The 23,249-nt window shown below is 41.6% G+C and carries 23 protein-coding genes; 22 read left to right on the top strand and 1 reads right to left on the bottom strand.

The genetic code is table 11. The features are described 5' to 3' along the window. Positions 1-1,070 precede the first annotated feature (1,070 nt). From rpmH to AC3ISE_RS22115, 11 genes are all read left to right on the top strand, one after another. Positions 1,071-1,205 (top strand): 50S ribosomal protein L34, encoded by a 135-nt coding sequence (rpmH, locus tag AC3ISE_RS22165; RefSeq protein WP_070878917.1) that lies wholly within the window; start codon positions 1,071-1,073, stop codon positions 1,203-1,205. Between the two features lie 161 nt (positions 1,206-1,366). Next, the gene (gene rnpA / locus AC3ISE_RS22160) at positions 1,367-1,741 is read left to right on the top strand and encodes a ribonuclease P protein component (protein ID WP_309193515.1); all 375 of its coding nucleotides are present in this window, start codon (positions 1,367-1,369) and stop codon (positions 1,739-1,741) included. A 108-nt stretch (positions 1,742-1,849) separates the two neighbouring features. Further along, positions 1,850-2,626, top strand: coding sequence for a YidC family membrane integrase SpoIIIJ (gene spoIIIJ, locus AC3ISE_RS22155; RefSeq protein WP_070878915.1), 777 nt, complete (start codon positions 1,850-1,852; stop codon positions 2,624-2,626). Beyond that, positions 2,623-3,243 (top strand): RNA-binding cell elongation regulator Jag/EloR, encoded by a 621-nt coding sequence (jag, locus tag AC3ISE_RS22150; RefSeq protein WP_489222636.1) that lies wholly within the window; start codon positions 2,623-2,625, stop codon positions 3,241-3,243. The genes spoIIIJ and jag overlap by 4 nt, the downstream gene beginning before the upstream one ends. A gap of 275 nt (positions 3,244-3,518) precedes the next feature. Then, positions 3,519-4,904 (top strand): tRNA uridine-5-carboxymethylaminomethyl(34) synthesis GTPase MnmE, encoded by a 1,386-nt coding sequence (gene mnmE, locus AC3ISE_RS22145; RefSeq protein WP_489222635.1) that lies wholly within the window; start codon positions 3,519-3,521, stop codon positions 4,902-4,904. Positions 4,905-4,930: 26 nt separating this feature from the next. Next, positions 4,931-6,820 (top strand): tRNA uridine-5-carboxymethylaminomethyl(34) synthesis enzyme MnmG, encoded by a 1,890-nt coding sequence (mnmG, locus tag AC3ISE_RS22140; protein ID WP_309193509.1) that lies wholly within the window; start codon positions 4,931-4,933, stop codon positions 6,818-6,820. Positions 6,821-6,843: 23 nt separating this feature from the next. Then, entirely contained in the window at positions 6,844-7,560 is a 717-nt protein-coding gene (gene rsmG / locus AC3ISE_RS22135) for a 16S rRNA (guanine(527)-N(7))-methyltransferase RsmG (protein ID WP_489222634.1), read from the top strand. 95 nt (positions 7,561-7,655) lie between these two features. After that, entirely contained in the window at positions 7,656-8,522 is an 867-nt protein-coding gene (noc, locus tag AC3ISE_RS22130; protein ID WP_489222633.1) for a nucleoid occlusion protein, read from the top strand. A gap of 165 nt (positions 8,523-8,687) precedes the next feature. Continuing rightward, a complete protein-coding gene (locus AC3ISE_RS22125) occupies positions 8,688-9,449 on the top strand; it encodes a ParA family protein (protein ID WP_070878939.1) in 762 nt (253 codons plus the stop codon). Beyond that, positions 9,442-10,296, top strand: coding sequence for a ParB/RepB/Spo0J family partition protein (locus AC3ISE_RS22120; protein WP_489222632.1), 855 nt, complete (start codon positions 9,442-9,444; stop codon positions 10,294-10,296). Before AC3ISE_RS22125 ends, AC3ISE_RS22120 begins: the two co-directional genes overlap by 8 nt. A 150-nt stretch (positions 10,297-10,446) precedes the next feature. Beyond that, complete coding sequence (locus AC3ISE_RS22115) at positions 10,447-11,148, top strand: DUF554 domain-containing protein (protein ID WP_489222631.1); 702 nt, start codon at positions 10,447-10,449, stop codon at positions 11,146-11,148. On the opposite strand, the gene yyaC is transcribed toward AC3ISE_RS22115, so the two are convergent. Continuing rightward, positions 11,145-11,768: a spore protease YyaC gene (gene yyaC, locus AC3ISE_RS22110; protein WP_489224412.1), complete on the bottom strand. Its 624-nt coding sequence runs from the start codon at positions 11,766-11,768 to the stop codon at positions 11,145-11,147. The two genes, AC3ISE_RS22115 and yyaC, sit on opposite strands and share 4 nt — an antisense overlap. 179 nt (positions 11,769-11,947) lie before the next feature. Between yyaC and AC3ISE_RS22105 the strand changes: the two genes are divergently transcribed. The 11 genes from AC3ISE_RS22105 to AC3ISE_RS22055 all read left to right on the top strand — a co-directional run bounded on the left by AC3ISE_RS22105 (position 11,948) and on the right by AC3ISE_RS22055 (position 22,880). Further along, positions 11,948-12,841, top strand: coding sequence for a mechanosensitive ion channel family protein (locus AC3ISE_RS22105; protein ID WP_489222630.1), 894 nt, complete (start codon positions 11,948-11,950; stop codon positions 12,839-12,841). Next, positions 12,838-13,035, top strand: a complete 198-nt coding sequence (locus tag AC3ISE_RS22100) for a DUF951 domain-containing protein (protein ID WP_070878905.1) — start codon at positions 12,838-12,840, stop codon at positions 13,033-13,035. Before AC3ISE_RS22105 ends, AC3ISE_RS22100 begins: the two co-directional genes overlap by 4 nt. A gap of 364 nt (positions 13,036-13,399) precedes the next feature. After that, positions 13,400-14,500: a redox-regulated ATPase YchF gene (gene ychF, locus AC3ISE_RS22095; RefSeq protein WP_489224411.1), complete on the top strand. Its 1,101-nt coding sequence runs from the start codon at positions 13,400-13,402 to the stop codon at positions 14,498-14,500. Between the two features lie 112 nt (positions 14,501-14,612). Beyond that, the gene (rpsF, locus tag AC3ISE_RS22090; protein WP_252202942.1) at positions 14,613-14,900 is read left to right on the top strand and encodes a 30S ribosomal protein S6; all 288 of its coding nucleotides are present in this window, start codon (positions 14,613-14,615) and stop codon (positions 14,898-14,900) included. Between the two features lie 39 nt (positions 14,901-14,939). Beyond that, positions 14,940-15,479, top strand: coding sequence for a single-stranded DNA-binding protein (ssb, locus tag AC3ISE_RS22085; protein WP_309193499.1), 540 nt, complete (start codon positions 14,940-14,942; stop codon positions 15,477-15,479). Between the two features lie 43 nt (positions 15,480-15,522). Further along, positions 15,523-15,762 carry a 30S ribosomal protein S18 gene (gene rpsR / locus AC3ISE_RS22080; RefSeq protein WP_029282950.1) on the top strand — a complete coding sequence of 80 codons (240 nt, stop codon included), beginning with the start codon at positions 15,523-15,525 and terminating at the stop codon, positions 15,760-15,762. Between the two features lie 148 nt (positions 15,763-15,910). Further along, a complete protein-coding gene (locus tag AC3ISE_RS22075; protein WP_489222629.1) occupies positions 15,911-16,840 on the top strand; it encodes a YybS family protein in 930 nt (309 codons plus the stop codon). A 94-nt stretch (positions 16,841-16,934) separates the two neighbouring features. Next, entirely contained in the window at positions 16,935-18,914 is a 1,980-nt protein-coding gene (locus AC3ISE_RS22070) for a DHH family phosphoesterase (RefSeq protein WP_489222628.1), read from the top strand. Beyond that, positions 18,911-19,360, top strand: a complete 450-nt coding sequence (rplI, locus tag AC3ISE_RS22065) for a 50S ribosomal protein L9 (RefSeq protein WP_489222627.1) — start codon at positions 18,911-18,913, stop codon at positions 19,358-19,360. The genes AC3ISE_RS22070 and rplI overlap by 4 nt, the downstream gene beginning before the upstream one ends. 176 nt (positions 19,361-19,536) lie before the next feature. Further along, entirely contained in the window at positions 19,537-20,901 is a 1,365-nt protein-coding gene (dnaB, locus tag AC3ISE_RS22060) for a replicative DNA helicase (protein WP_070878898.1), read from the top strand. Positions 20,902-21,593: 692 nt separating this feature from the next. Next, a complete protein-coding gene (locus AC3ISE_RS22055) occupies positions 21,594-22,880 on the top strand; it encodes an adenylosuccinate synthase (protein ID WP_191557527.1) in 1,287 nt (428 codons plus the stop codon). The last annotated feature ends 369 nt before the right edge of the window (positions 22,881-23,249 follow it).

The following is a 23,249-nucleotide window of genomic DNA, read 5'->3' as shown; positions in this document are numbered from 1 at the left end:
ATGAGGCATCTCCCTCCTTTTTCTATAAATTGAACGTGTACATGTTTTGTACAACAGCTGGATGTCCGTGAATAAAAATGCAAAACGAACAAAATGTGCATAAATATATAATATAGTAGAAAAACGTCTTTTCGACATAAACCGTTAAATGTGGACAAGTTTTTTAACAGGGTGTTTATAATCTTTCCACATGTTATCCACAGTGTGTGGATAAACCTGAAATTGACGTTCCGATATTCAGAGTGAAAACACAAATATAATATCAAATTAAACGAAGCGGCGCAATGGTTTTATAAAACTTATCCACATATCAGACTCTATGTTGAGAAAAATTGTCCACATATGTTTGTTCTGTGTGAAACCTGTCGATAACAGGTGTGGATAAAAAAATATGTCGAAAAAACTATGCACAGTCTATGATGTTTGACAGATTTGTACATCAAAAAAAGTTCTCCAATTTATTCTTGGATTTTTTAAAAGCGGATCAGATCCTCCAAAAAATGAGAAGTTTTTATATAAGAAAAGATTCGTATGTGAGGAGAATGTATAAGGATAGCGCAAGCGCCCGTTCTGGCCGAGAGTTTGGCGATTCCGCTCGCCATCGAAGGGCAAAATTTTATACTTTCTTATCTCTTTAAAAAAAATCATTCGATTCAAAAGATCTTAAGCAAAGGCTCTTCTAGTAAATATTGTTGCAATTAGAATAAATGTTAAAAACCTTAAGTGGATTGCAGCGGAAGGAACTTGACTCCTGCGGGATATAGAGCAAAATGGGAGACCCCACAGGCAACGCCGAGGAGGCTCCCATGCTCCCCGCGGAAAGCAAGTCCCTGGAGCGGAAAGGAACGGACAACATTCATCATCAAAACAACAATCTTTGCGAAAACCGCATGAATGTGACCTGAATTTGTATGAAATGACTATACGCACAGCCTTTAGAAACAATAAATGATGGAGCAGCCATGTTTCAGCATAAGATCTTTTTTGACATATGGTTGACAATTCACTAGGTCACTCTCTATAATTAGTAAGACTGTCTTTAACAGCTATTCCTCAGGGAGGTGTCTATAATGAAAAGAACTTATCAACCAAATAAACGTAAACATAGTAAAGTTCACGGTTTCCGCGCTCGCATGAGCACTAAAAACGGACGTAAAGTGCTAGCTGCACGTCGTCTTAAAGGAAGAAAAGTATTATCAGCATAGGCCACTGAAAAATATCAGTGGTCTTTTTTACATGGCCCAATCCTGCTTATGGTTGGGCCATGTTTTTCAAAACAGCTGTTTAAATAGATATTGTTAAAGAAATAATGATGGAAAAGCTCTCAGAAGGCTGAAGAATTCAGGCAAGGATCCGGAGTGAGGATATGAAAAAGAAAAACCGCATCAAAAAAAACGAAGACTTCCAAAAAGTATTCAAGCATGGTAAGTCGATGGCAAATAGACAATTTGTGATCTACATGCTGAATCAGCCTGAAGAAAAAGAATTCCGTTTAGGTTTATCAGTCAGTAAAAAGATAGGAAATGCCGTCACAAGAAACAGAATTAAGCGTCTCGTCCGCCAAGTTTTTCTTGAAGAAATGGATAGCTTAAAAACAGGCATTGATTATATAGTAATTGCCAGAAAGCCGGCATCCGAAATGGACTATCATGAAGTGAAAAGCAGTTTACTGCACCTTTTCAGAAAAACAAAAGTCCACAGAGCAAGACCGCAGCGTGAAAACTCCATAAAAAATACATAGAAAAATGAAAATTGAAAGACGTTTTCTTTTTTGAAAGATGTTAAAATAAATGTTGAATAAAGTCGGCAGAACTTGCAGGTTTAGATATTTTGTTAGGAGGAATACCGGTTGAAAAGGAGAATATTGTTAGTGCTTGGCTTAGTGAGCATCATGATGCTTCTTACAGGATGTACAGAAGTGAACCAGCCAATCACAGAGGAAAGTCAAGGGTTCTGGAATCACTACATTGTGTATCCGTTGTCATGGCTGATCATCTATTTTGCAGAATTAATGGGTAATAGCTACGGACTGTCAATCGTTATTGTAACGCTGATCATTCGTTTTGCGATCTTGCCTTTAATGATTAAACAGATTAAAAACTCAAAAGCAATGCAGGAATTGCAGCCAGAAATGCAAAAGCTTCGTGAAAAATACAGTTCTAAAGATCAAAAAACACAGCAAAAACTCCAGCAGGAAACAATGGCTTTATTCCAGAAGAATAAAGTAAATCCTCTTGCAGGGTGTTTTCCATTATTAGTTCAAATGCCAATCCTGATCGGTTTTTATCATGCTATTATGAGAACAGAAGCAATCGCAGATCACAACTTCCTGTGGTTTGACCTTGGATCACGTGATCCATTATTCCTTCTGCCGATCATCGCTGGTATTACAACATTCATTCAACAAAAATTGACAATGGCGGGAACAGCAAATCAAAATCCGCAAATGGCTATGCTTTTATATATCATGCCAATTATGATCGTCGTCTTTGCTGTAAGCTTCCCAGCTGCACTATCCTTATATTGGGTAGTCGGAAATCTTTTCATGATCGTGCAGACAATGATCATCTACGGACCTGATATTAGAGCGAAAGCACTATTAAAATCGGGAGGAACGAAAAAGTGAGAGAAATAACTGCTACCGGACTTAGCGTCGAAGAAGCAGTACAATCCGCTTTAACACAGCTGAATGCAAGTGATAAAGAAGTTGAAATTACCGTTCTTGATGAAGGGAAAAAAGGATTTTTAGGACTTTTCGGCGCAAAGCCTGCAAAGGTAAAAGCCGTAAAACGCCCGAATCCTGCTGAAGAAGCACATCGTTTTCTGACAGAAGTGATCAAAAATATGAATGTCGATGCAAAGGTTGAAATGATTCAGGAAGGTAAAAATGTGACCTTTCAAATTGAAGGAGAAAAGGTAGCGCTTTTAATTGGAAAGCGCGGACAAACACTCAATTCCCTGCAATATTTGACACAGCTCGCGGCAAATCGTCATTCTAATCACTACTTGCATATTACAGTTGATGCTGAAAACTACAGAACCCGCCGCAAAGAAACGCTGGTTCAGCTTGCTCAGAAGCTTGCACACCAGGCTGTTCGTACAAAACTAGAGGTTCCTTTAGAACCTATGCCTTCATATGAACGTAAGATTATCCATGCTGCTCTAGTTAACCAGCAGCACAAGATTAAAACATACTCGGTTGGAGAAGAGCCTAATCGTCATTTGGTGATTGCTCCGAAATAGCAGCACGAAACCCCCCGCTGGTCTTTGATCAGCGGGGTTTTTTTGTGCATTCTTTCATGCTTAAGGGCTTAGAAACCTTCCAGTTGGAAATATTGTTATTAACATGTGGATAAGTTAAAATGATAATAAGAGAATTGTGCGGAAATTCAGTCTGTGGATAATTCGATATTTTTTTCTTTCCAATAAGAAATAACTATGATATCTTATAAATTTGACTGCGTAAATAATGGGAAATTTCTATATAGATTTATTTTGAAAGAAGCGGGGTGAAACGCATGGAATTCGATACAATTGCAGCAATATCCACACCGATGGGAGAGGGAGCCATTGCCATCGTAAGACTGAGCGGGGACGATGCAATCGGCATTGCGGACAGGCTGTATTCAGGTCCTTCAGGAAAGAAATTGACAGAGGTCCCGACGCACACGATTCATTATGGGCATATTGCAGATCCTGATACGGGCCAAATCGTAGAGGAAGTCATGGTGTCTGTTTTGAAGGGTCCAAAGACATTTACGAGAGAAGATATAGTAGAAATAAACTGCCACGGCGGGATTGTAACGGTTAACCGTGTCCTGCAGCTTGCATTAAACCACGGTGCCCGGCTTGCAGAGCCTGGAGAATTTACAAAGAGAGCGTTTTTAAATGGCCGGATTGATTTGTCTCAAGCTGAAGCTGTGATGGATTTAATACGGGCAAAAACAGATCGTGCAATGAATGTTGCTCTTGGACAAATGGAAGGCAGACTATCAAAGCTGATACAGCGTCTGCGTCAGGAAATTCTTGAGACACTTGCCCATGTGGAAGTAAATATAGATTATCCTGAGTATGATGATGTAGAAGAAATGACGCACAGCATGCTGATTGAAAAAGCAACATTCGTCAAAAATGAGATTGAAAAGCTGCTTCAAACCTCTCAGCAAGGCAAGATTTTAAGAGAGGGTCTTTCAACGGTTATCGTAGGCCGGCCTAATGTTGGGAAATCTTCGCTGCTGAATAGTCTGATTCATGAAAATAAAGCGATTGTAACAGATATACCGGGAACGACTAGGGATGTTATTGAGGAATATGTAAACGTCCGAGGCGTGCCTCTTCGTCTGGTTGATACAGCCGGCATCAGGGAGACAGAGGACATTGTTGAGCGGATCGGTGTTGAGAAATCAAGACAGGTACTGAAAAAGGCCGATCTTATCCTGCTCGTTTTAAACTACAGTGAGGCTCTTTCAAAAGAGGATGAGCAGCTGTTTGAAGCTGTCAGCGGGATGGACGTCATTGTGATCGTAAATAAAACAGACCTTCCTGGAAAAATAGATTTGGAACAGGTGAGAGAGCTTGCAAAAGGTTCACCTGTCGTTACGACTTCTCTGCTGGAAGAACAGGGAATTGACCAGCTTGAAGAATCCATCAGCTCTCTGTTCTTCGAAGGCAGCGTTGGCTCTTCGGATTTAACATATGTTTCAAACACAAGACATATTGCTTTGCTGTCACAGGCAAAAAGAACGATTGAAGATGCACTTGACGCGATTGATGCGGGAGTTCCGATTGATCTTGTACAAATCGATCTTACACGTACGTGGGAGCTGCTTGGTGAAATTATCGGAGATGCTGTCCATGAAAGTTTGATTGATCAGCTGTTTGCCCAGTTCTGTTTGGGAAAATAGCTTAAAATATAAAGGAGGTTCATACCATGGGATATCATGCAGGTGATTATGATGTAGTTGTCGTCGGTGCAGGCCATGCAGGGGTTGAGGCCGCCCTCGCTTCTGCGAGAATGGGTGCAAAAACGCTTGCTTTGACAATAAATCTTGATATGGTTGCTTTTATGCCTTGTAATCCATCAGTAGGCGGACCGGCAAAAGGAATCGTTGTGCGTGAAATCGATGCTTTAGGCGGAGAAATGGCCAAAAATATCGATAAAACACATATTCAAATGAGAATGCTGAATACAGGCAAAGGACCGGCTGTACGTGCGCTGCGTGCTCAGGCGGATAAATTTACGTATCAGCATGAAATGAAGAAAACAATGGAAAATGAACGGAATCTTACAATGCTTCAGGGAATGGTCGACCGTCTTATCATTGAAGACGGAGAATGCCGAGGCGTTATTACTCAAACGGGTGCAGAATATCGTGCTAAAACAGTTGTTCTGACTACAGGTACATTTTTAAGAGGGAAAATCATTTTAGGAGAACTGCAATATTCAAGCGGACCTAATAATCAGCAGCCCTCTATTAAATTATCGGAGCATCTGCAGGAAATTGGCCTTGATATGGTCCGTTTTAAAACAGGAACACCGCCCCGTGTAAACAGTCACTCTATTGATTACAGCAAAACAGAAATTCAGCCGGGTGATGACGTTCCGCGCGCTTTTTCCTATGAAACGACAAAATATATTACCGATCAGCTTCCATGCTGGCTGACTTATACAAGTGAAGAAACGCATAAAATCATCGACGATAATCTTCATCGTTCGCCAATGTATTCAGGTATGATTAAAGGAACTGGCCCGCGCTACTGTCCTTCAATTGAAGATAAGGTCGTCCGTTTTAATGATAAACCCCGTCATCAGATTTTCCTTGAGCCAGAAGGCAGAAACACACAGGAAGTATATGTTCAGGGATTATCAACAAGCCTTCCGGAAGATGTACAGCGAAGAATTCTTGCATCCATTCCCGGCCTTGAAAAAGTGGAAATGATGCGTGCAGGTTATGCGATAGAATATGATGCAATCGTACCAACTCAGCTATGGCCAACTCTTGAAACCAAAAAGGTTCCAGGTCTTTTTACTGCGGGACAAATCAATGGCACTTCGGGCTATGAAGAAGCAGCAGGACAAGGTTTAATGGCTGGAATTAATGCAGCGAGTAAAGCTCTTGGCAAAGAAGAAGTCATCTTGAGCCGCTCGGATGCTTATATCGGAGTATTAATAGACGATCTTGTCACAAAAGGTACAAATGAGCCGTATCGTTTATTAACGTCCAGAGCGGAATATCGGCTGCTTCTTCGTCATGACAATGCCGACTTGCGTTTAACGGATATTGGACGTAAGATTGGACTTATCAAAGAAGAACGCTACAGCGCATTTTTGCTTAAAAAAGAAGCAATTGAAGCAGAGAAAAAACGTCTGAACTCTGTCATCATCAAACCAAATGAGCAGACACAGGAATTAATTAGAAGTGCAGGCGGCAGTGAATTGAAAGACGGAATCCGTGCATCAGATCTTATTAAACGTCCTGAAATGAATTATGAGCATATTCATGCTCTAGCACCGGCTGATGAAAATATTTCCGGAGAAATAGCCGAACAAGTTGAAATTCAAATTAAATATGAAGGCTATATTGAAAAGTCCCTTCAGCAGGTTGAAAAGCTGAAGAAAATGGAAAATAAAAAAATTCCGGAAAATATTGATTACGATGCGATATCAGGCATCGCTTCGGAAGCACGCCAGAAACTGAAGGAAGTCAGACCGCTTTCAATGGCACAGGCATCCCGTATTTCAGGAGTGAATCCGGCAGATATATCCATCCTTCTCGTGTATATGGAGCAAGGAAGAATAGCTCGAGTTTCTAACGAATAAAGCAGAACAGAAAGGTTTTGAGTATGGACATTTCTTTATTTAAATCCAGTCTTGAGGAAAAGGGAATCTCGCTTTCCGCGCAACAGCTGGAGCAATTTGAGACTTACTACGAATTGCTTGTAGAGTGGAATGAGAAAATGAATTTAACTTCGATTACAGAGAAAAAAGAAGTTTATCTTAAGCATTTTTATGATTCTATTTCTGCTGCTTTCTATTTTGATTTTACAAAACCGCTGTCCATTTGCGATGTAGGGGCAGGCGCAGGGTTTCCAAGCCTGCCGATCAAAATCTGCTTTCCGCATCTGAAAATTGCGATTGTGGATTCTCTTCAAAAGAGAATTACATTTTTAGATCATCTGACGAAATCACTGAACCTTTCTGACGTATCTCTTTACCATGACAGAGCAGAAACGTTTGGGAAAAACAAAGCATTCAGAGAAACATATGACGTTGTGACGGCACGGGCTGTAGCGCGTTTATCTGTTTTGAGCGAGCTTTGCCTGCCGCTTGCTAAAACTGGCGGTCACTTCGTTGCAATGAAAGCTGCATCAGCTGAGGAAGAGATGATTAAAGCTGAAAAAGCAATCAGCACGCTTGGCGGCAAGGTGCAGGAAAAGTATGCCTTTGAGCTGCCGCTTGAGGAAAGTGAGCGCTCAATCATTATTATTCATAAACAAAAATCAACACCTGCAAAATATCCTCGTAAACCGGGTACGCCTAATAAACTTCCATTAGAATAGAAAAACATTCAGCGGAAAGTTCGTTCAGCATGCAGGAATATAGAGACTTGAAAGAGAATTAATATGATGGCAGTTTCTAAAGGTGGTGTAGGCTCATGAAGCATCCATTCTCTCGTTTTTTCGGTTTGGGAGAAAAAGAAGATACAGCAGAAAAAACAGCAGTAATCGAAAAAGAAGAAATTGATGATTCAGTATTTGATGAGGTTAAAAAGATTTCCGTGGAGGAAATCGTGCCTAATCGCTTTCAGCCGCGTACAGTTTTTGCGGATGAAAAAATAGAAGAGTTATCGCTTACGATACGTACGCACGGGATTATTCAGCCGATTGTTGTACGTCAGGTTGATGGAAGATATGAAATTATTGCCGGGGAAAGACGGTTTAGAGCTGTTCAAAAACTCGGATGGGAAACAATTCCAGCTATTGTGAAGGATTTCAATGACACAGAAACAGCTTCTGTCGCTTTAATTGAGAACCTTCAGCGCGAGGAGCTTTCAGCGATTGAAGAAGCCGTTGCCTACGCAAAGCTGCTGGAACTTCACGACTTGACTCAAGAGGCCCTTGCCCAGCGACTGGGAAAAGGACAGTCCACAATTGCCAATAAGCTCAGGCTGTTAAAGCTTCCTCAGGAAGTTCAGGATGCCTTGCTCCAAAAGAAAATTACAGAGAGACATGCAAGAGCACTCATTCCTTTGAAGAAACCAGATCCGCAAATCACGCTGCTCTCTGAAATCATTGAAAAGCAGTTAAATGTCAAGCAAACAGAAGACCGCGTAGTCAAAATGCTTGAGAAAACCAGCCCAAAAGCTAAACCAAAACGCAAAGCATTCAGCCGGGATACCCGTATTGCGATGAATACCATCCGTCAATCTTTGACAATGGTTCAGGATACTGGCGTAAAAATAAATGCTGAAGAAGAAGAATTTGAAGAATACATTCAATTCACTATAAAAATACCAAAGTAGCTCTCTGCCAATTAGTAGAGAGTTTTTTCTTTTGGGAATATAAATGAAGATCCAGGAATGTAAGCGCATTTTTACAAATTGCAAAAAAGTTCAAACCATTGGCAAAGTTTCATGATAAAATAGAGAGCATGATAGAGTTCATGTTTAGTGAAAGCAGGTGACATTGTGGGGAAAATTATTGCCATTGCGAACCAGAAAGGCGGAGTCGGAAAAACGACAACTTCCGTTAATCTTGGTGCGTGCTTAGCATATATAGGAAAACGAGTTCTTCTCGTCGATGTTGACCCACAAGGAAATGCGACAAGCGGTATAGGAATTGAAAAAGCCGATGTTGAACATTGTGTTTATGATATTTTAGTTGATGATGTCGATGTAACAGAAGTCATTAAGCCAACTGCTGTCGAAAATTTGGATGCAATTCCGGCTACAATCCAGCTTGCGGGTGCCGAAATTGAACTTGTGCCAACCATTTCTAGAGAAGTCCGTCTGAAACGTGCGCTTGAAAAAGTAAAACATAATTATGACTATATGATTATTGACTGTCCTCCCTCTTTAGGATTGCTGACAATCAATGCCTTAACAGCCTCAGATGCTGTGCTGATTCCTGTTCAATGTGAATATTATGCACTCGAAGGATTGAGTCAGCTGCTGAATACTGTGAGGCTGGTTCAAAAACATTTAAATACCGATTTAATGATAGAAGGCGTTCTTTTAACAATGCTTGATGCACGTACCAATTTAGGAATTCAGGTTATTGAAGAAGTCAAAAAATATTTTCGCGATAAAGTATACAAAACAATTATTCCACGAAACGTCCGTTTAAGCGAAGCACCAAGTCATGGACAGCCGATTATTATTTATGACCCGCGCTCAAGGGGCGCTGACGTATACTTAGAATTGGCAAAGGAAGTGGTTGTTAATGGCTAAAGGGTTAGGTAAAGGAATCAATGCTTTGTTTACGAACATGGAAGTAAGCAAAGACGAAACGCTGCAGGAAATTAAAATCAAAGATCTGCGTCCAAATCCTTATCAGCCCCGCAAAACATTTTTGCCAGGAGCGATTGAAGAACTGAAAGAATCCATCCTTCAGCACGGGATTCTTCAGCCGATTATTGTCCGTAAAAGTATTAAAGGCTATGAGATTGTCGTTGGCGAGCGACGTTTTCGTGCAGCAAAGGCAGCAGGCCTTCAGGCAGTGCCGGCCGTCATAAGAGAGCTCACAGAGCAGCAGATGATGGAGCTTGCGCTTCTTGAAAATCTTCAGCGCGAAGATTTATCTCCAATAGAAGAAGCAGCAGCCTACCAGTCCCTGCTGGATCATTTGCATATTACGCAGGAAGAGCTTGCGAGACGTCTGGGCAAAAGCAGACCGCATATTGCCAATCATCTAAGATTACTGTCACTTCCTGAAGACATTCAAACACTTATTTCTGAAGGCAAGATTTCAATGGGCCATGGCAGAACATTGCTCGGACTGAAGAAAAAAGACAAGCTGAAGCCTTTAGCTGAAAAAATTATGAAAGAGCAGCTTAATGTCCGTCAAGTTGAGCTCCTCGTGCAGCAGTTAAACGAAAATGTTTCACGTGAAACGAAAAAGAAAGCTGGCAGTCAGGACATTTTCATCAGGGAAAGAGAATCCTACCTGCGTGAATATTTCGGGACTTCCGTTACGATTAAGCAGCAGAAGAAAAAAGGAAAAATCGAAATTGAATTTTTCTCAAAAGAGGATTTGGAAAGAATTTTAGAGTTGCTTGAAGCTGAGCAATCATCTTAAGCGGCCATCTGACAGCATAGATGGCTTCTTTTTATGTTTTAGAAAACGATAAAAATGTCCAGCTCCAGCACATGACTTACCTGCCGTCACAGGTGCGTCCGGCTGAAGCTGAATAAGGGCTGGCGCTATTAAGTGGAAAGAGGGATTTAAGTGGTGTTATTAGGCAGTTTAGTGAATGCAGCTGGGATTATCATAGGTTCCCTTTTAGGTTTATTGCTTCGCAGAATACCGGAATCTATGAAACAGACAGTTATGACAGGGATAGGTCTTTTTGTGATGATATTAGGTCTTGATATGGCAATGGAAAGTGAACAGCTGTTTATTGTGATTATCAGTCTTGTTTTTGGAGCGGTCATTGGAGAAGCGATTGATATTGAGAAGAAACTGCATCAAGTGGGTTATTGGCTTGAGAAAAAACTGAGCAAAAATCAGACCGGGGATTTTGCACAAGGCTTTGTGTCCGCTACCCTTATATTTGTCATCGGAGCAATGGCAATTGTGGGATCTCTTGATAGCGGATTGAGACAGGATCATGATATTTTGTACACAAAGTCGATGATTGATGGCTTTACGAGCATGGTTCTTTCAAGCACGCTTGGAATCGGCGTTCTTCTTTCAGCGGTTCCTGTTTTCATTTATGAAGGCGCCATCGCTTTATTTGCGAATGTGATTCATCAGTATGTACCGGAAGCACTGCTTGAGAAACTGATCTCTGAAATTACAGCAGTTGGCGGGATTTTGATTTTAGCCATCGGAATCAATATGCTTGGTATAAAAGCAATTCGCGTAGCGAATCTGCTGCCGAGCCTGGCAGTTGTGGCAGTCATTATTGTTTTCATGAATATTGTTTAGTTGATGTTCACATCCTTGGCATGATTAAGCCAGGAACTCTTCGTCTTTAAAGAGATTTTTTTAAGTTCGATCTGCTGATCAGCGAGAATAATGCTTTTTGCAATAATAGAAGCCATTGTCATAACGAGATGCAGTCTTGTATTCTGCAGAACAAAGAATTCCATAAACCCGCTGACGTTGACGATTCCATTAATATGAATGTCTCCCACTTCGGGGAGCACTTTGTTTACACCTGCACCCGGCTTGATCGGACCTGCTCCAACCTGAAAAGTCCCTACACTTTTTAGTCTTCCAAGGCATGCATCGATAGCCAGGATGAATGGGTTATCAAACGTATGTTCTATTTTTTGGATGGTTTCTTCAAGGTTAACTGCATGGACAGGATGCTCGAGCGTTCCGTAAACATGAAAATGCTTGAGCCCGGCATCAATAAGCTTAGTGCCTACTAATGGGCCTAAACAATCACCGGTTGAGCGGTCTGTGCCAATACACAGGACTACGATTGGTTTCCGTACAGAAAGAAGGAGTTTCATTTCTGATGATAAATGTTCTGCCGCATGCTCATCTTCATAATAAATTCGGTCACGCTGCGGTTTTAAAAAGCCGGATTTAAAATTCATCATTTCACTCCTTCAATATAGTAGTAACAGTATACGGAAGAATATAGAAATCTATACATATTTAAGAGATAATAAGAGTTTTTGCTAAGCACTGTAAATTGCTTTGAAAAGTTGTTAAAATAAAACCTATCTTTATGATTGCAACGTGTATTTCTTTCTAAAAGAAAGGTTGATCTGATGTGGATTTTATAAATAAGCTTATCGATAAAATAGGTGCCTCTCTTCTTAACGAAGATTTATGGCTGGATTTCGGTCTAGGTCTGCTAAAGATTATTGGCATTATGATTCTGGCAACAATCCTGATTCGCGTTGGTAATGTCGTCATCGGGAAGATTTTCATGCTGAGAACAAAGTCGCCGCTCCGCATTTCAGAGCGCCGGGAAAATACCCTGGTCAAGCTGCTTGATAATGTACTGACATATCTCGTTTATTTTGTCGCCCTGCTGATGATTCTTGAGACGCTGAGTTTTGATGTGAAGGCTCTGCTAGCGGGAGCGGGAATTGTCGGGCTTGCTGTCGGATTCGGTGCACAAAATTTAGTCAGGGACATCATTACCGGATTCTTCATTATTTTTGAAGATCAGTTTTCAGTAGGCGACATGATTCGTGTCGGCCAATTTGAAGGAACGGTAGAAGAAATTGGACTTCGCACGACAAAGATCAAGAGCTGGACAGGGGAAATCAATATTCTTCCGAATGGAAATATTACGGAAGTGACGAATTTCTCGGTCAATAACAGCGTCGCTTTTGTAGATGTCAGTATCGCGTATGAGGGAGATATTCCGAAAGCGGAAAAGGTCATTGAAGATCTCTTGCTTGAGCTGCCGGATAAATATGAAGAAATGGTTGCACCGCCTGAATTGCTTGGCGTCCAAAACCTTGGTCCGTCTGAAGTTGTCTTGCGTGTAGTCAGTGAAGTCCTTCCTATGAAGCATTTTCATATATCCCGTGTGCTGAGAAAAGAAATTAAGATGAGGCTTGATGAGCACGGCATTGAAATTCCATTCCCTCGCATGGTTATGTATACAAGGCAGGATGAAGGTGCTAAACAAAAGGAAAGGATGAGTGAATAGTGGACAAGGAATTTGGCATAAATGACGTTGTCGAAATGAAAAAACCTCATCCATGCGGTGCGAATCGCTGGAAAATCATCAGAATGGGCATGGATATCCGCATAAAATGCGAAGGCTGTGCTCACAGCGTGATGATTCCGAGACGGGATTTCGCCAGAAAAATGAAAAAAAGATTGGTTAAGCATGAAGAATAAATGTTTCATGGATTAAAATTGGTTTATTTAGGGAGGAAACCTTGTTTTTTGGGTTGGTTTCCCCCTTTTTTTAGAGATAAGAAAGTATAAAATTTTGCGCTTCGATGTCTAGCTCCATCGCCCAACTCCTCGGCCAGAAAGGATCCGCCAGTAAAGGCAAAAAGCGCCTTTTCTGACGGATCCTTATCTGTCTGTCGGAGCTAAACGGGCGCTTGCGCTTTTCTTATAAAAACAGATTTTAACCATTTATGACATCCCCTCTTAAGCTTGTCATTTCATGCGTTACTATCTATAATTGTTGAAGATTGGTTAGAATTCGGATTAATCGATTATATATTGTTCATATAGAGGAGTGGAAATGACCATGGCTTTAACCGCTGGTATTGTTGGACTTCCGAACGTAGGAAAGTCAACGCTTTTTAACGCCATTACACAGGCTGGTGCAGAATCTGCAAACTACCCGTTCTGTACAATAGATCCTAACGTAGGGATTGTAGAAGTGCCGGATGAGCGTCTTCAAAAGCTTACAGATCTTGTAAAACCAAAGAAAACAGTGCCTACTGCATTCGAATTTACGGATATTGCAGGGATTGTTAAGGGTGCAAGTAAAGGAGAAGGACTTGGAAACAAGTTTCTTTCACATATTCGTCAAGTAGATGCAATTTGTCACGTTGTACGCTGTTTTGCAGATGACAATATTACTCACGTTTCTGGAAAAGTAGATCCGATTGATGATGTTGAGACGATCAATCTTGAGTTGATTTTAGCTGATTTAGAGTCTGTAGACAAGCGTATTGAGCGTGTCGGCAAGCTTGCTAAGCAAAAAGACAAAGAGGCAGTTTACGAGCACGAGGTTCTGTTAATGCTGAAAGATGCATTTGAAAACGACAAACCAGCACGTTCAGTGGAATTCACGGATGAGCAGATGAAAATTGTTAAGCACCTTCATTTGCTTACAAGCAAACCTGTTTTGTATGCAGCTAATGTATCTGAAGATGAAGTAGCAGATGCTTCTAATAATGAATATGTAAAAGCAGTCCGCGAATTTGCTGCAAATGAAAAAGCAGAAGTCATTGTTGTATGTGCGAAGATTGAGTCTGAAATTGCTGAACTTGACGGAGAGGAAAAAGAAATGTTCCTTGAAGAGCTTGGCATTGAAGAATCAGGTCTTGATCAGCTTATTAAAGCTTCATACAATCTTCTTGGTCTTGCGACATATTTCACAGCGGGTGTACAGGAAGTCCGCGCGTGGACATTTAAAAAAGGAATGAAAGCTCCGCAATGTGCCGGCGTTATTCACTCTGACTTCGAACGCGGCTTTATCCGCGCGGAAACAGTTTCTTATGAAGATCTGCTGAATGCAGGAACGATGGGAGCTGCACGAGAAGCCGGAAAAGTGCGCTTAGAAGGAAAAGAGTACATCGTAAAAGATGGCGACGTCATTCATTTCCGTTTTAATGTTTAATTCGGTTGCTTAAAGTCGTTTTGTTTGCTATAATTTAAACTTGTGAGTAATTGAATTGTTTAATTGCTCCTTGCCCGTTCAGGGCCGTTTAGACCAAAAGGAGGTGTAAGAGATGAATAAATACGAAATCATGTATATCATCCGTCCAAACATTGAAGATGAGGCTAAAAAAGCTCTAGTTGAGCGTTTCAACACAATCTTAGCTGACAATGGTGCGGAAGTTGAAGAAACAAAAGAGTGGGGCAAACGTCGCCTTGCTTATGAAATCAACGATTTGCGTGACGGTTATTATATGCTTCTTCAAGTTGCATCAAAGCCGGAAGCTGTTCAAGAATTTGACCGCTTAGCGAAAATCAACGAAGACATCATGCGTCACATGGTAACTAGAAAAGAAGTGTAATTCATATAGATTAGATATCTTTAAAAAAGGATGATTCTGATGATGAATCGGGTTGTTTTAGTCGGCAGACTAACAAAAGATCCAGAACTGCGCTACACACCAGCTGGAGCAGCAGTTGCTACTTTTACATTAGCTGTAAACCGCGCCTTCACAAACCAGCAGGGTGAAAGAGAAGCGGACTTCATTAACTGCGTCGTATGGCGCCGTCCGGCTGAAAATGTTGCAAATTTCCTTAAAAAAGGAAGTTTGGCAGGAGTAGATGGACGTCTTCAATCGCGCAGCTATGAAGACCAGACTGGCAAACGTGTTTATGTAACCGAAGTGGTTGCAGAAAGCGTACAGTTTCTTGAACCTAAAAGCGGCAGTGGAAACAGCGGCGGCGGTGGCGGAAACAACAACAATTATTATGGCGGCGGCCAGGGTGGACAAGGCGGCCAAGGCGGTCAGCAAAATCCATTCAGTCAAAACCAAAATCAAAATCAGAATCAGCGTAATCAAGGCCGTTCGAACTTTGATGACGATCCATTCGCTAATGATGGAAAGCCGATTGATATCTCTGATGATGACTTACCGTTTTAAAACATATAGTACGAGCATCTCATAATGGAAGGAGGAAATAACTATGGCAGGCGGACGCAAAGGTGGACGTGCAAAACGTCGTAAAGTGTGCTACTTCACTGCACACGGAATCACTCACATCGATTACAAAGATGTAGATTTGCTTAAAAAATTCGTTTCTGAGCGTGGTAAAATCTTACCTCGTCGTGTAACAGGAACAAGCGCTAAATACCAACGTAAATTAACGATTGCTATTAAACGCTCTCGTCAAATGGCTTTACTTCCATACGTATCTGGCGAATAATAAGATGAAAAAGGCAGTGAGGATTCCTTGCTGCTTTTTTATTATTTTGAGATATATTTGCGGATTAAAGGATAAGTGTTCTGATCCATTTGATTTGTCACACACGGTTCATTTAAAATAAGCTTTGAAGTATAAAAGAGGTGAAACTGTGAAACGGGTTAACGTACTGACAGAAGGTGCGATATTACTTGCGCTCTTTACTGTATTAACATTGATGACACTTTATCTGCCGCTGTTCGGGGCATTTTTAATGGTCTTTTTGCCATTGCCGTTTATCCTTTATACGGTGAGACACGGACTCAAAGCTGCGTTCACTCTAATGGCCGCTTCGATCTTAATTACGTTGATAGTTGGTTCTTTGTTTGCTTTGCCATTAACTTTAACATATGCCCTGAGCGGAATCGTGATGGGTTACTTTTATCAGAAGAGGCAAACAGCCGGCGCTTTGATCGGGGGCACAATTGCATTTCTTATCAGCTTTGTCGTCATGTATGCAGCCTCTGCGGCATTTTTTCAAATCGATCCAATTGAAGAAGCGACAGGCAGCATGAATGAAACAATTGATATGGCAAAATCAATGATGGCTGCAATTGGTCAAGAAGCAAATGAAGCAGCGATTAATCAATTAGAAGAGCAAATGAAGTACATAGGCTACTTAATTCCAAGTTTGCTTGTAAGTGTTTCCTTTATCTTTGCTTTACTTTCTCATGCTGTGACGGTTCCCGTTCTAAAAAGACTGAAAATCCAGCTGTTGCCGCTGAAGCCATTCCGAGAGTGGAAGCTGCCGTCAAGCATTGTCTGGTATTACTTGATTGTCAGTTTCTTATTATTTTTAAATCTGGATAAAGGAAGCTTTCTTTATATTGCCGCTGTAAACTTGCTGTTTGTTCTGCAGGTGCTGTTAGTTGTACAAGGCTTCTCTTTTATTTTCTTTTATAGTCATGTGAAAAAATATTCGAAAGCTATACCTGTTACAGCGGTCATTCTTTCTTTGATTCTGCCGATCCTGATGTATCTTGTGCGAATCTTAGGTATAATTGATTTAGCTTTTAATTTAAGGGGTCGCGTGAAGAAATAGCACAATTGCGCATAAACTAGATTCATACAGTGCGCAGCAGGAGTAAGCCGCAATCTTACGTATGTTTCACTGTTGTTTGAGGAGCTGAAACAAAATGCCCAGTTTTTATGAAAAACCGTTTATCAGGTATCCCCTATTTGCCTTAATCGGACTGACCGCGATTGCCATCATCATTGTCTTTTATTATCAATGGATGCTCGGTGTTGCCGGCGTCTTTCTATTAGGCGGGATCTTATTTCTGTTGAAAATTGCCGATAAAAAGCTTAAGAGCGCGATGGAAACCTATATTTCTACTCTCTCTTACCGTTTGAAGCGGGTTGGAGAAGAAGCTTTAATGGAAATGCCAATCGGAATTATGCTATTTAACGAACATTACCATATTGAATGGACAAATCCGTTTCTGACATCCTGCTTCCATGAAGACACATTGGTCGGCAGGTCGATGTATGATGTTGCCGAGTCACTGGTACCCCTTGTGAAGCAGGAGGTTGATACGGAAACCATTACTCTTCACGAGCGGAAGTTTAAAGTCATCATCAAGCGAGAGGAAAGACTGCTGTATTTCTTTGATGTAACGGAGCAGACAGAAATTGAAAAGCAGTATGAAGATGAGCGCACAGTGCTTGCCCTTATTTTTCTGGATAATTACGATGAAGTCACTCAAGGCCTTGATGATCAGACTAAAAGTACCATTAATAGTCAAGTAACCTCATTGCTGAATAAATGGGCAACAGACAATGGCATCTTCCTGAAAAGAACGTCATCAGAACGGTTCATGGCCATTCTCAATGAAAATATTTTAATAAAGCTTGAAAAAGGAAAGTTTTCAATTCTTGACGAAGTAAGAGAACAGACGACAGTTCAAAATATATCCCTCACATTGAGCATCGGTATAGGCTCCGGTGTGCCGTCTCTTACGGAGCTTGGGGATTTGGCCCAATCAAGTCTTGATCTAGCATTAGGACGAGGCGGAGATCAGGTTGCCATTAAGCAGACGAACGGAAAAGTGAAGTTCTATGGCGGCAAGACGAATCCGATGGAAAAAAGAACGAGAGTGCGTGCAAGGGTCATCTCTCATGCGCTGACTGAAATTATTTCAGAAAGCGACAAAGTCATTATTATGGGGCATAAATACCCTGATATGGATTCAATAGGCTCAGCCATCGGCATCCTGAAAGTAGCTCAGGTCAACGAAAAAGAAGGCTTTATTGTTCTTGATCAAAATGAGATAGATACAGGCGTGCAGCGGCTGATTCAGGAAGTAAGGCAGCATTCAGACTTGTGGTCCCGTTTTATAACAAGAGAGGAAGCTCTGGAAATCTCAACAGATGACACCGTTCTGATTGTTGTGGACACCCATAAGCCTTCGCTTGTCATCGAAGAAAAGCTGCTGAATAAAGTCGACAATGTTGTTGTGATTGATCATCACCGCCGGGGTGAGGAGTTTATTAAGGATCCATTGCTCGTTTATATGGAGCCTTATGCATCTTCAACAGCCGAGCTTGTGACAGAACTCCTGGAATATCAGACAAAACGTTTGAAAATGAACATGATTGAAGCGACGTCCTTGCTCGCAGGCATTATAGTCGATACAAAAAGCTTTACTCTCAGAACGGGTTCCCGTACATTTGATGCAGCCTCTTATTTAAGATCTAAAGGCGCTGACACGATTCTCGTGCAAAAATTCATGAGAGAAGATATTGATCACTATGTAAAGCGGTCAAAGATCATTCAAAATACCAATATGCTTAAAGATGGCATTGCCATTGCAAAATCAGATGCTGATTCAGAGGACTATTTTGATCAGGTCATCATTGCTCAAACAGCAGATACGCTCTTGGCGATGAGCGGTGTGGTGGCGTCATTCGTTCTTGCAAGAAGAAATGAGCACACAATCGGCATCAGTGCCCGTTCCCTTGGGGATATCAATGTGCAGCTGATCATGGAAGCCTTAGACGGCGGAGGTCACCTCACAAATGCAGCTACACAGCTTGAGCATGTATCGCTGCTTGAAGCGGAAGAAAGATTAAAACATGCGATTGAAGAGTATTTAGAAGGAGGAACTAAGTCGTGAAAGTTATTTTCTTGAAAGATGTAAAAGGTAAAGGGAAAAAAGGGGAAGTTAAAAATGTAGCTGACGGCTACGCACATAACTTTTTAATTAAACAAGGACTTGCGATTGAAGCCAATCAGGCAGAAATCAGCAAGCTTCAAGGCCAAAAGAAAAAAGAAGAAAAAGAAGCTGCAGCAGAGCTTGAAAAATCTGTCGAGCTAAAAGAAACGCTTGAAAGCTTAACGGTTGAGCTTAAGGCGAAATCAGGCGAGGGCGGCCGCTTATTCGGATCCATTACAAGCAAGCAAATTGCGGATGAGCTCCTGAAATCCCATGGCCATAAAGTGGATAAACGCAAAATTGATCTTCCAGATGCGATCCGTGCTCTAGGCTATACAAATGTGCCGGTAAAACTGCATCCGGAAGTAACAGCCACTGTTAAGGTGCATGTAACAGAACAAAAATAATCATATTTAAAATGTGATGTGTGAATGGATGCTGCTTCTTTTCGCAGCATCACATTTTTTCTTAGTATAGATAAATAGAGCTGCAGAGCCTTACTCCTCATTCAGAACGGACTGCCTGGAGGAACTGACCAAGGCGTGCTCAATTCTAATTAAATCAAAGAAGGACGGTGATCATCATGAATGAAATGTTTGATGATCGGATTCCCCCGCAAAATATTGAGGCGGAGCAAGCTGTACTCGGAGCGATTTTTCTAGAACCCGCATCTTTAATCACCGCGTCTGAAATTCTGATTCCAGAAGATTTTTACAGAGCATCTCATCAGAAGATTTACAATGTGATGCTGAAGCTTGCGGATAAAGGGGAGCCTGTTGACTTAGTAACAGTAACCTCTGAGCTTGCGGATGCCAATTTATTAGAGGAAATCGGCGGAGTATCGTATTTAAGTGATTTGGCAAATGCGGTACCGACTGCTGCCAATATCGAATATTACGGAAGAATCGTAGAAGAGAAGTCGATTTTGCGGAGATTGATCCGAACAGCTACAACGATTGCTCAAGACGGTTATTCCCGTGAAGATGAAGTGGATGTTTTATTAAATGAAGCAGAAAAAAACATCATGGAGGTCTCACAGCGGAAAAACGCGGGAGCTTTCCAGAATATTAAAGACGTACTTGTTCAAACGTACGATAACATTGAATTGCTCCACACAAGAAAAGGTGACATTACCGGAATAGCCACGGGCTTTACAGAGCTTGACAGAATGACAGCGGGATTTCAGCGAAATGATCTGATTATCGTAGCTGCCCGTCCGTCTGTTGGTAAGACCGCTTTTGCCTTGAATATCGCGCAAAACGTGGCCACGAAAACAGATGAAAACGTCGCGATCTTCAGTCTTGAGATGGGGGCAGATCAGCTCGTCATGAGGATGCTTTGTGCAGAAGGCAATATTAATGCACAGAATTTGCGTACCGGCAACTTAACTCCTGAAGATTGGGGCAAGCTCACCATGGCGATGGGAAGCTTGTCGGATTCAGGTATATTTATTGATGATACACCAGGTATCCGGGTAAGCGAAATCCGTGCAAAATGCCGTCGCCTCAAACAGGAAAGCGGCCTTGGCATGATTCTGATTGACTATCTGCAGCTGATTCAGGGAAGCGGACGAAATAAAGATAACCGTCAGCAGGAAGTATCTGAAATTTCCCGGACACTTAAGTCGCTCGCAAGGGAATTAAAAGTGCCTGTAATCGCCTTATCCCAGCTATCACGCGGAGTTGAGCAGCGCCAGGACAAGCGTCCTATGATGTCAGATATCCGTGAATCAGGAAGTATCGAGCAGGATGCGGATATTGTTGCTTTCTTATATCGTGATGATTACTACGATAAGGAATCCGAAAATAAAAATATCATCGAAATTATCATTGCAAAACAGCGTAACGGTCCAGTCGGAACGGTCAGTCTTGCTTTCGTAAAAGAATACAATAAATTCGTTAACCTGGAACGGCGATTCGATGATGCCGGCGTTCCGCCAGGTGCTTAGAGCTGTCGCTGCAGACAGCTTTTTTTTGTGGAGATAGATGATGATAAGCGATGATAGGGGATTTGTTTAGGGGGATATTGCAGTGAATTGAGTTGTGAGCACTTTTCTCGGTGTTGCGCACTCATAATGTGCTGCCAACTCGGTTATGAAGCACTATCCTGTGTCTTAGCTTAGATTAAGTGCTGCCAACTCGGTTATGGAGCACTTCCCACGGTGTTGTCACCTACATAAAGTGTAGCAAACTCGGTTATGAAACACTTCCCCCGTGCTGTAACCCACATTAAGTGTTTCAAACTCGGTTATGAAACACTTCCCACGTGTTGTCACCTACATTAAGTGCTGAAAATGCGATCATGGACCACTTATTTTATACGGGATCCCTTATTATTTGCTGCAAACTTGGTTATGACACACTTATATAAAAAACAGATCTCCATTTATTGTTTCAACTACAATTTTCAAACGTTCTCCTACGGCACACATCCTCCCTTTGGAATGAAACCCTAAAACAAGGGGAATCTATGTAAAGATGAACAAAATCATTCGCAATTACGATATATTACGAACGAAATTAAAATGTAATCTTATTAATGTTCGTCTTTTCGTTGACTTTCGATTCGTTTGCTGGTAAAATTAGCTTGTTTGATCGTGCGAAAAAAGAAAGAGTTGCAAAAAACCGGAGGTGCACATTAATGTCTTCAGTAGTAGTAGTTGGAACACAATGGGGAGATGAAGGTAAAGGAAAGATTACCGACTTCCTTTCAGAAAATGCAGAGGTTATTGCTCGTTATCAAGGCGGGAATAACGCTGGACATACGATAAAATTTAACGGTGAAACATATAAGCTCCACTTAATTCCATCAGGTATCTTTTACAGTGAAAAGACCTGTGTAATCGGCAATGGAATGGTAGTAGACCCGAAAGCTCTTATTACGGAGCTTGCTTATCTTCATGAGCGCGGAGTAAGCACAGACAATCTTCGCATCAGCAATCGTGCGCATGTTATTCTTCCTTACCATTTAAAACTTGATGAAGTAGAAGAAGAACGCAAAGGTGCCAACAAGATCGGTACGACTAAAAAAGGAATCGGCCCTGCATACATGGACAAAGCAGCGCGTGTAGGAATCCGCATCGCTGACTTATTGGACCGTGAGGCTTTCGAAGAAAAGTTAACTAGAAACCTTGAAGAAAAGAACCGCATGCTTGAAAAGTACTACGAAACAGAAGGATTCACCATTGAAGAAATCCTTGATGAGTACTATGAGTATGGTCAGCAGTTCAAGCAGTACGTTTGCGACACAGCTGTTGTCTTGAATGATGCTCTTGACGGAGGCAGACGCGTACTATTTGAAGGTGCTCAGGGTGTTATGCTTGATATCGATCAAGGTACGTATCCATTTGTTACTTCTTCAAACCCGGTAGCGGGAGGAGTAACAATCGGTTCTGGTGTAGGACCAACGAAAATCAACCATGTTGTCGGTGTTTCCAAAGCATACACAACACGTGTTGGAGACGGCCCGTTCCCTACTGAACTCGATAACGAAATCGGACATCATATCCGCGAAGTCGGCCGTGAATACGGTACAACTACAGGCCGCGCACGCCGCGTAGGCTGGTTTGACAGCGTTGTTGTCCGTCATGCACGCCGTGTCAGCGGAATTACAGATTTATCATTAAACTCCATTGATGTTTTAACTGGCATCGAAACATTGAAGATTTGTACAGCATACAAATACAAAGGCGAAATCATGGAATCTTTCCCTGCAAGCCTTAAAGTACTTGCTGAGTGTGAGCCTGTCTATGAAGAGCTTCCAGGCTGGACTGAAGACATCACAGGCGTCCGCGACCTTGGTGAGCTTCCGCAAAACGCACGCAACTACATCGAGCGTGTATCACAGCTTACAGGCATCCCTCTTTCGGTATTTTCAGTGGGACCTGACAGAACACAAACAAACGTTGTAAGAAGCGTATATAGCTAAGCAAAGGATCGAAAGGGGCTTGCCTCCTTTCGATTTTTTAGATTAAGGAGTCGAGATAGCCTTTTTCTATCAGTCTAAATCTTGATTCTAGCAATATTTTCTCTCATTCACTATAACAAGTTTCTTTATATTAAATAATTTCCTTGTGTTTCCGCGAATCATGAATTATAATAATAAAGGTCCGGTGTTAAACAACGTTTTACATAACATTGTGAAAAGATTATATAAAGGTTCGGCAGCCTGAAATTCGGGCGAAGGTCCCAAGAACAAAAACAACGATGTACTTCATACTTAAACATGGCTCGGTAGCTCAGTCGGTAGAGCACGATCGAATAAGCTGCGAAGCATTCACATCAGCGCACAAATTGA

The sequence above is a fragment of the Metabacillus sp. KH_069 genome, assembly GCF_057838075.1.
This window is presented reverse-complemented; position numbering and strand designations above follow the sequence as displayed.

Excerpts from the sequence above, each read along its gene's own strand:
- noc (WP_489222633.1), top strand. The coding sequence starts at position 7,656 with ATGAAGCATCCATTCTCTCGTTTTTTCGGTTTGGGAGAAAAAGAAGAT.
- rsmG (WP_489222634.1), top strand. The coding sequence starts at position 6,844 with ATGGACATTTCTTTATTTAAATCCAGTCTTGAGGAAAAGGGAATCTCG.
- AC3ISE_RS22070 (WP_489222628.1), top strand. The coding sequence starts at position 16,935 with ATGCCCAGTTTTTATGAAAAACCGTTTATCAGGTATCCCCTATTTGCC.
- ychF (WP_489224411.1), top strand. The coding sequence starts at position 13,400 with ATGGCTTTAACCGCTGGTATTGTTGGACTTCCGAACGTAGGAAAGTCA.
- rpsF (WP_252202942.1), top strand. The coding sequence starts at position 14,613 with ATGAATAAATACGAAATCATGTATATCATCCGTCCAAACATTGAAGAT.
- dnaB (WP_070878898.1), top strand. The coding sequence starts at position 19,537 with ATGAATGAAATGTTTGATGATCGGATTCCCCCGCAAAATATTGAGGCG.
- rpmH (WP_070878917.1), top strand. The coding sequence starts at position 1,071 with ATGAAAAGAACTTATCAACCAAATAAACGTAAACATAGTAAAGTTCAC.
- ssb (WP_309193499.1), top strand. The coding sequence starts at position 14,940 with ATGATGAATCGGGTTGTTTTAGTCGGCAGACTAACAAAAGATCCAGAA.
- AC3ISE_RS22120 (WP_489222632.1), top strand. The coding sequence starts at position 9,442 with ATGGCTAAAGGGTTAGGTAAAGGAATCAATGCTTTGTTTACGAACATG.
- AC3ISE_RS22055 (WP_191557527.1), top strand. The coding sequence starts at position 21,594 with ATGTCTTCAGTAGTAGTAGTTGGAACACAATGGGGAGATGAAGGTAAA.
- mnmG (WP_309193509.1), top strand. The coding sequence starts at position 4,931 with ATGGGATATCATGCAGGTGATTATGATGTAGTTGTCGTCGGTGCAGGC.
- yyaC (WP_489224412.1), bottom strand. The coding sequence starts at position 11,768 with ATGAATTTTAAATCCGGCTTTTTAAAACCGCAGCGTGACCGAATTTAT.
- rnpA (WP_309193515.1), top strand. The coding sequence starts at position 1,367 with ATGAAAAAGAAAAACCGCATCAAAAAAAACGAAGACTTCCAAAAAGTA.
- mnmE (WP_489222635.1), top strand. The coding sequence starts at position 3,519 with ATGGAATTCGATACAATTGCAGCAATATCCACACCGATGGGAGAGGGA.
- rpsR (WP_029282950.1), top strand. The coding sequence starts at position 15,523 with ATGGCAGGCGGACGCAAAGGTGGACGTGCAAAACGTCGTAAAGTGTGC.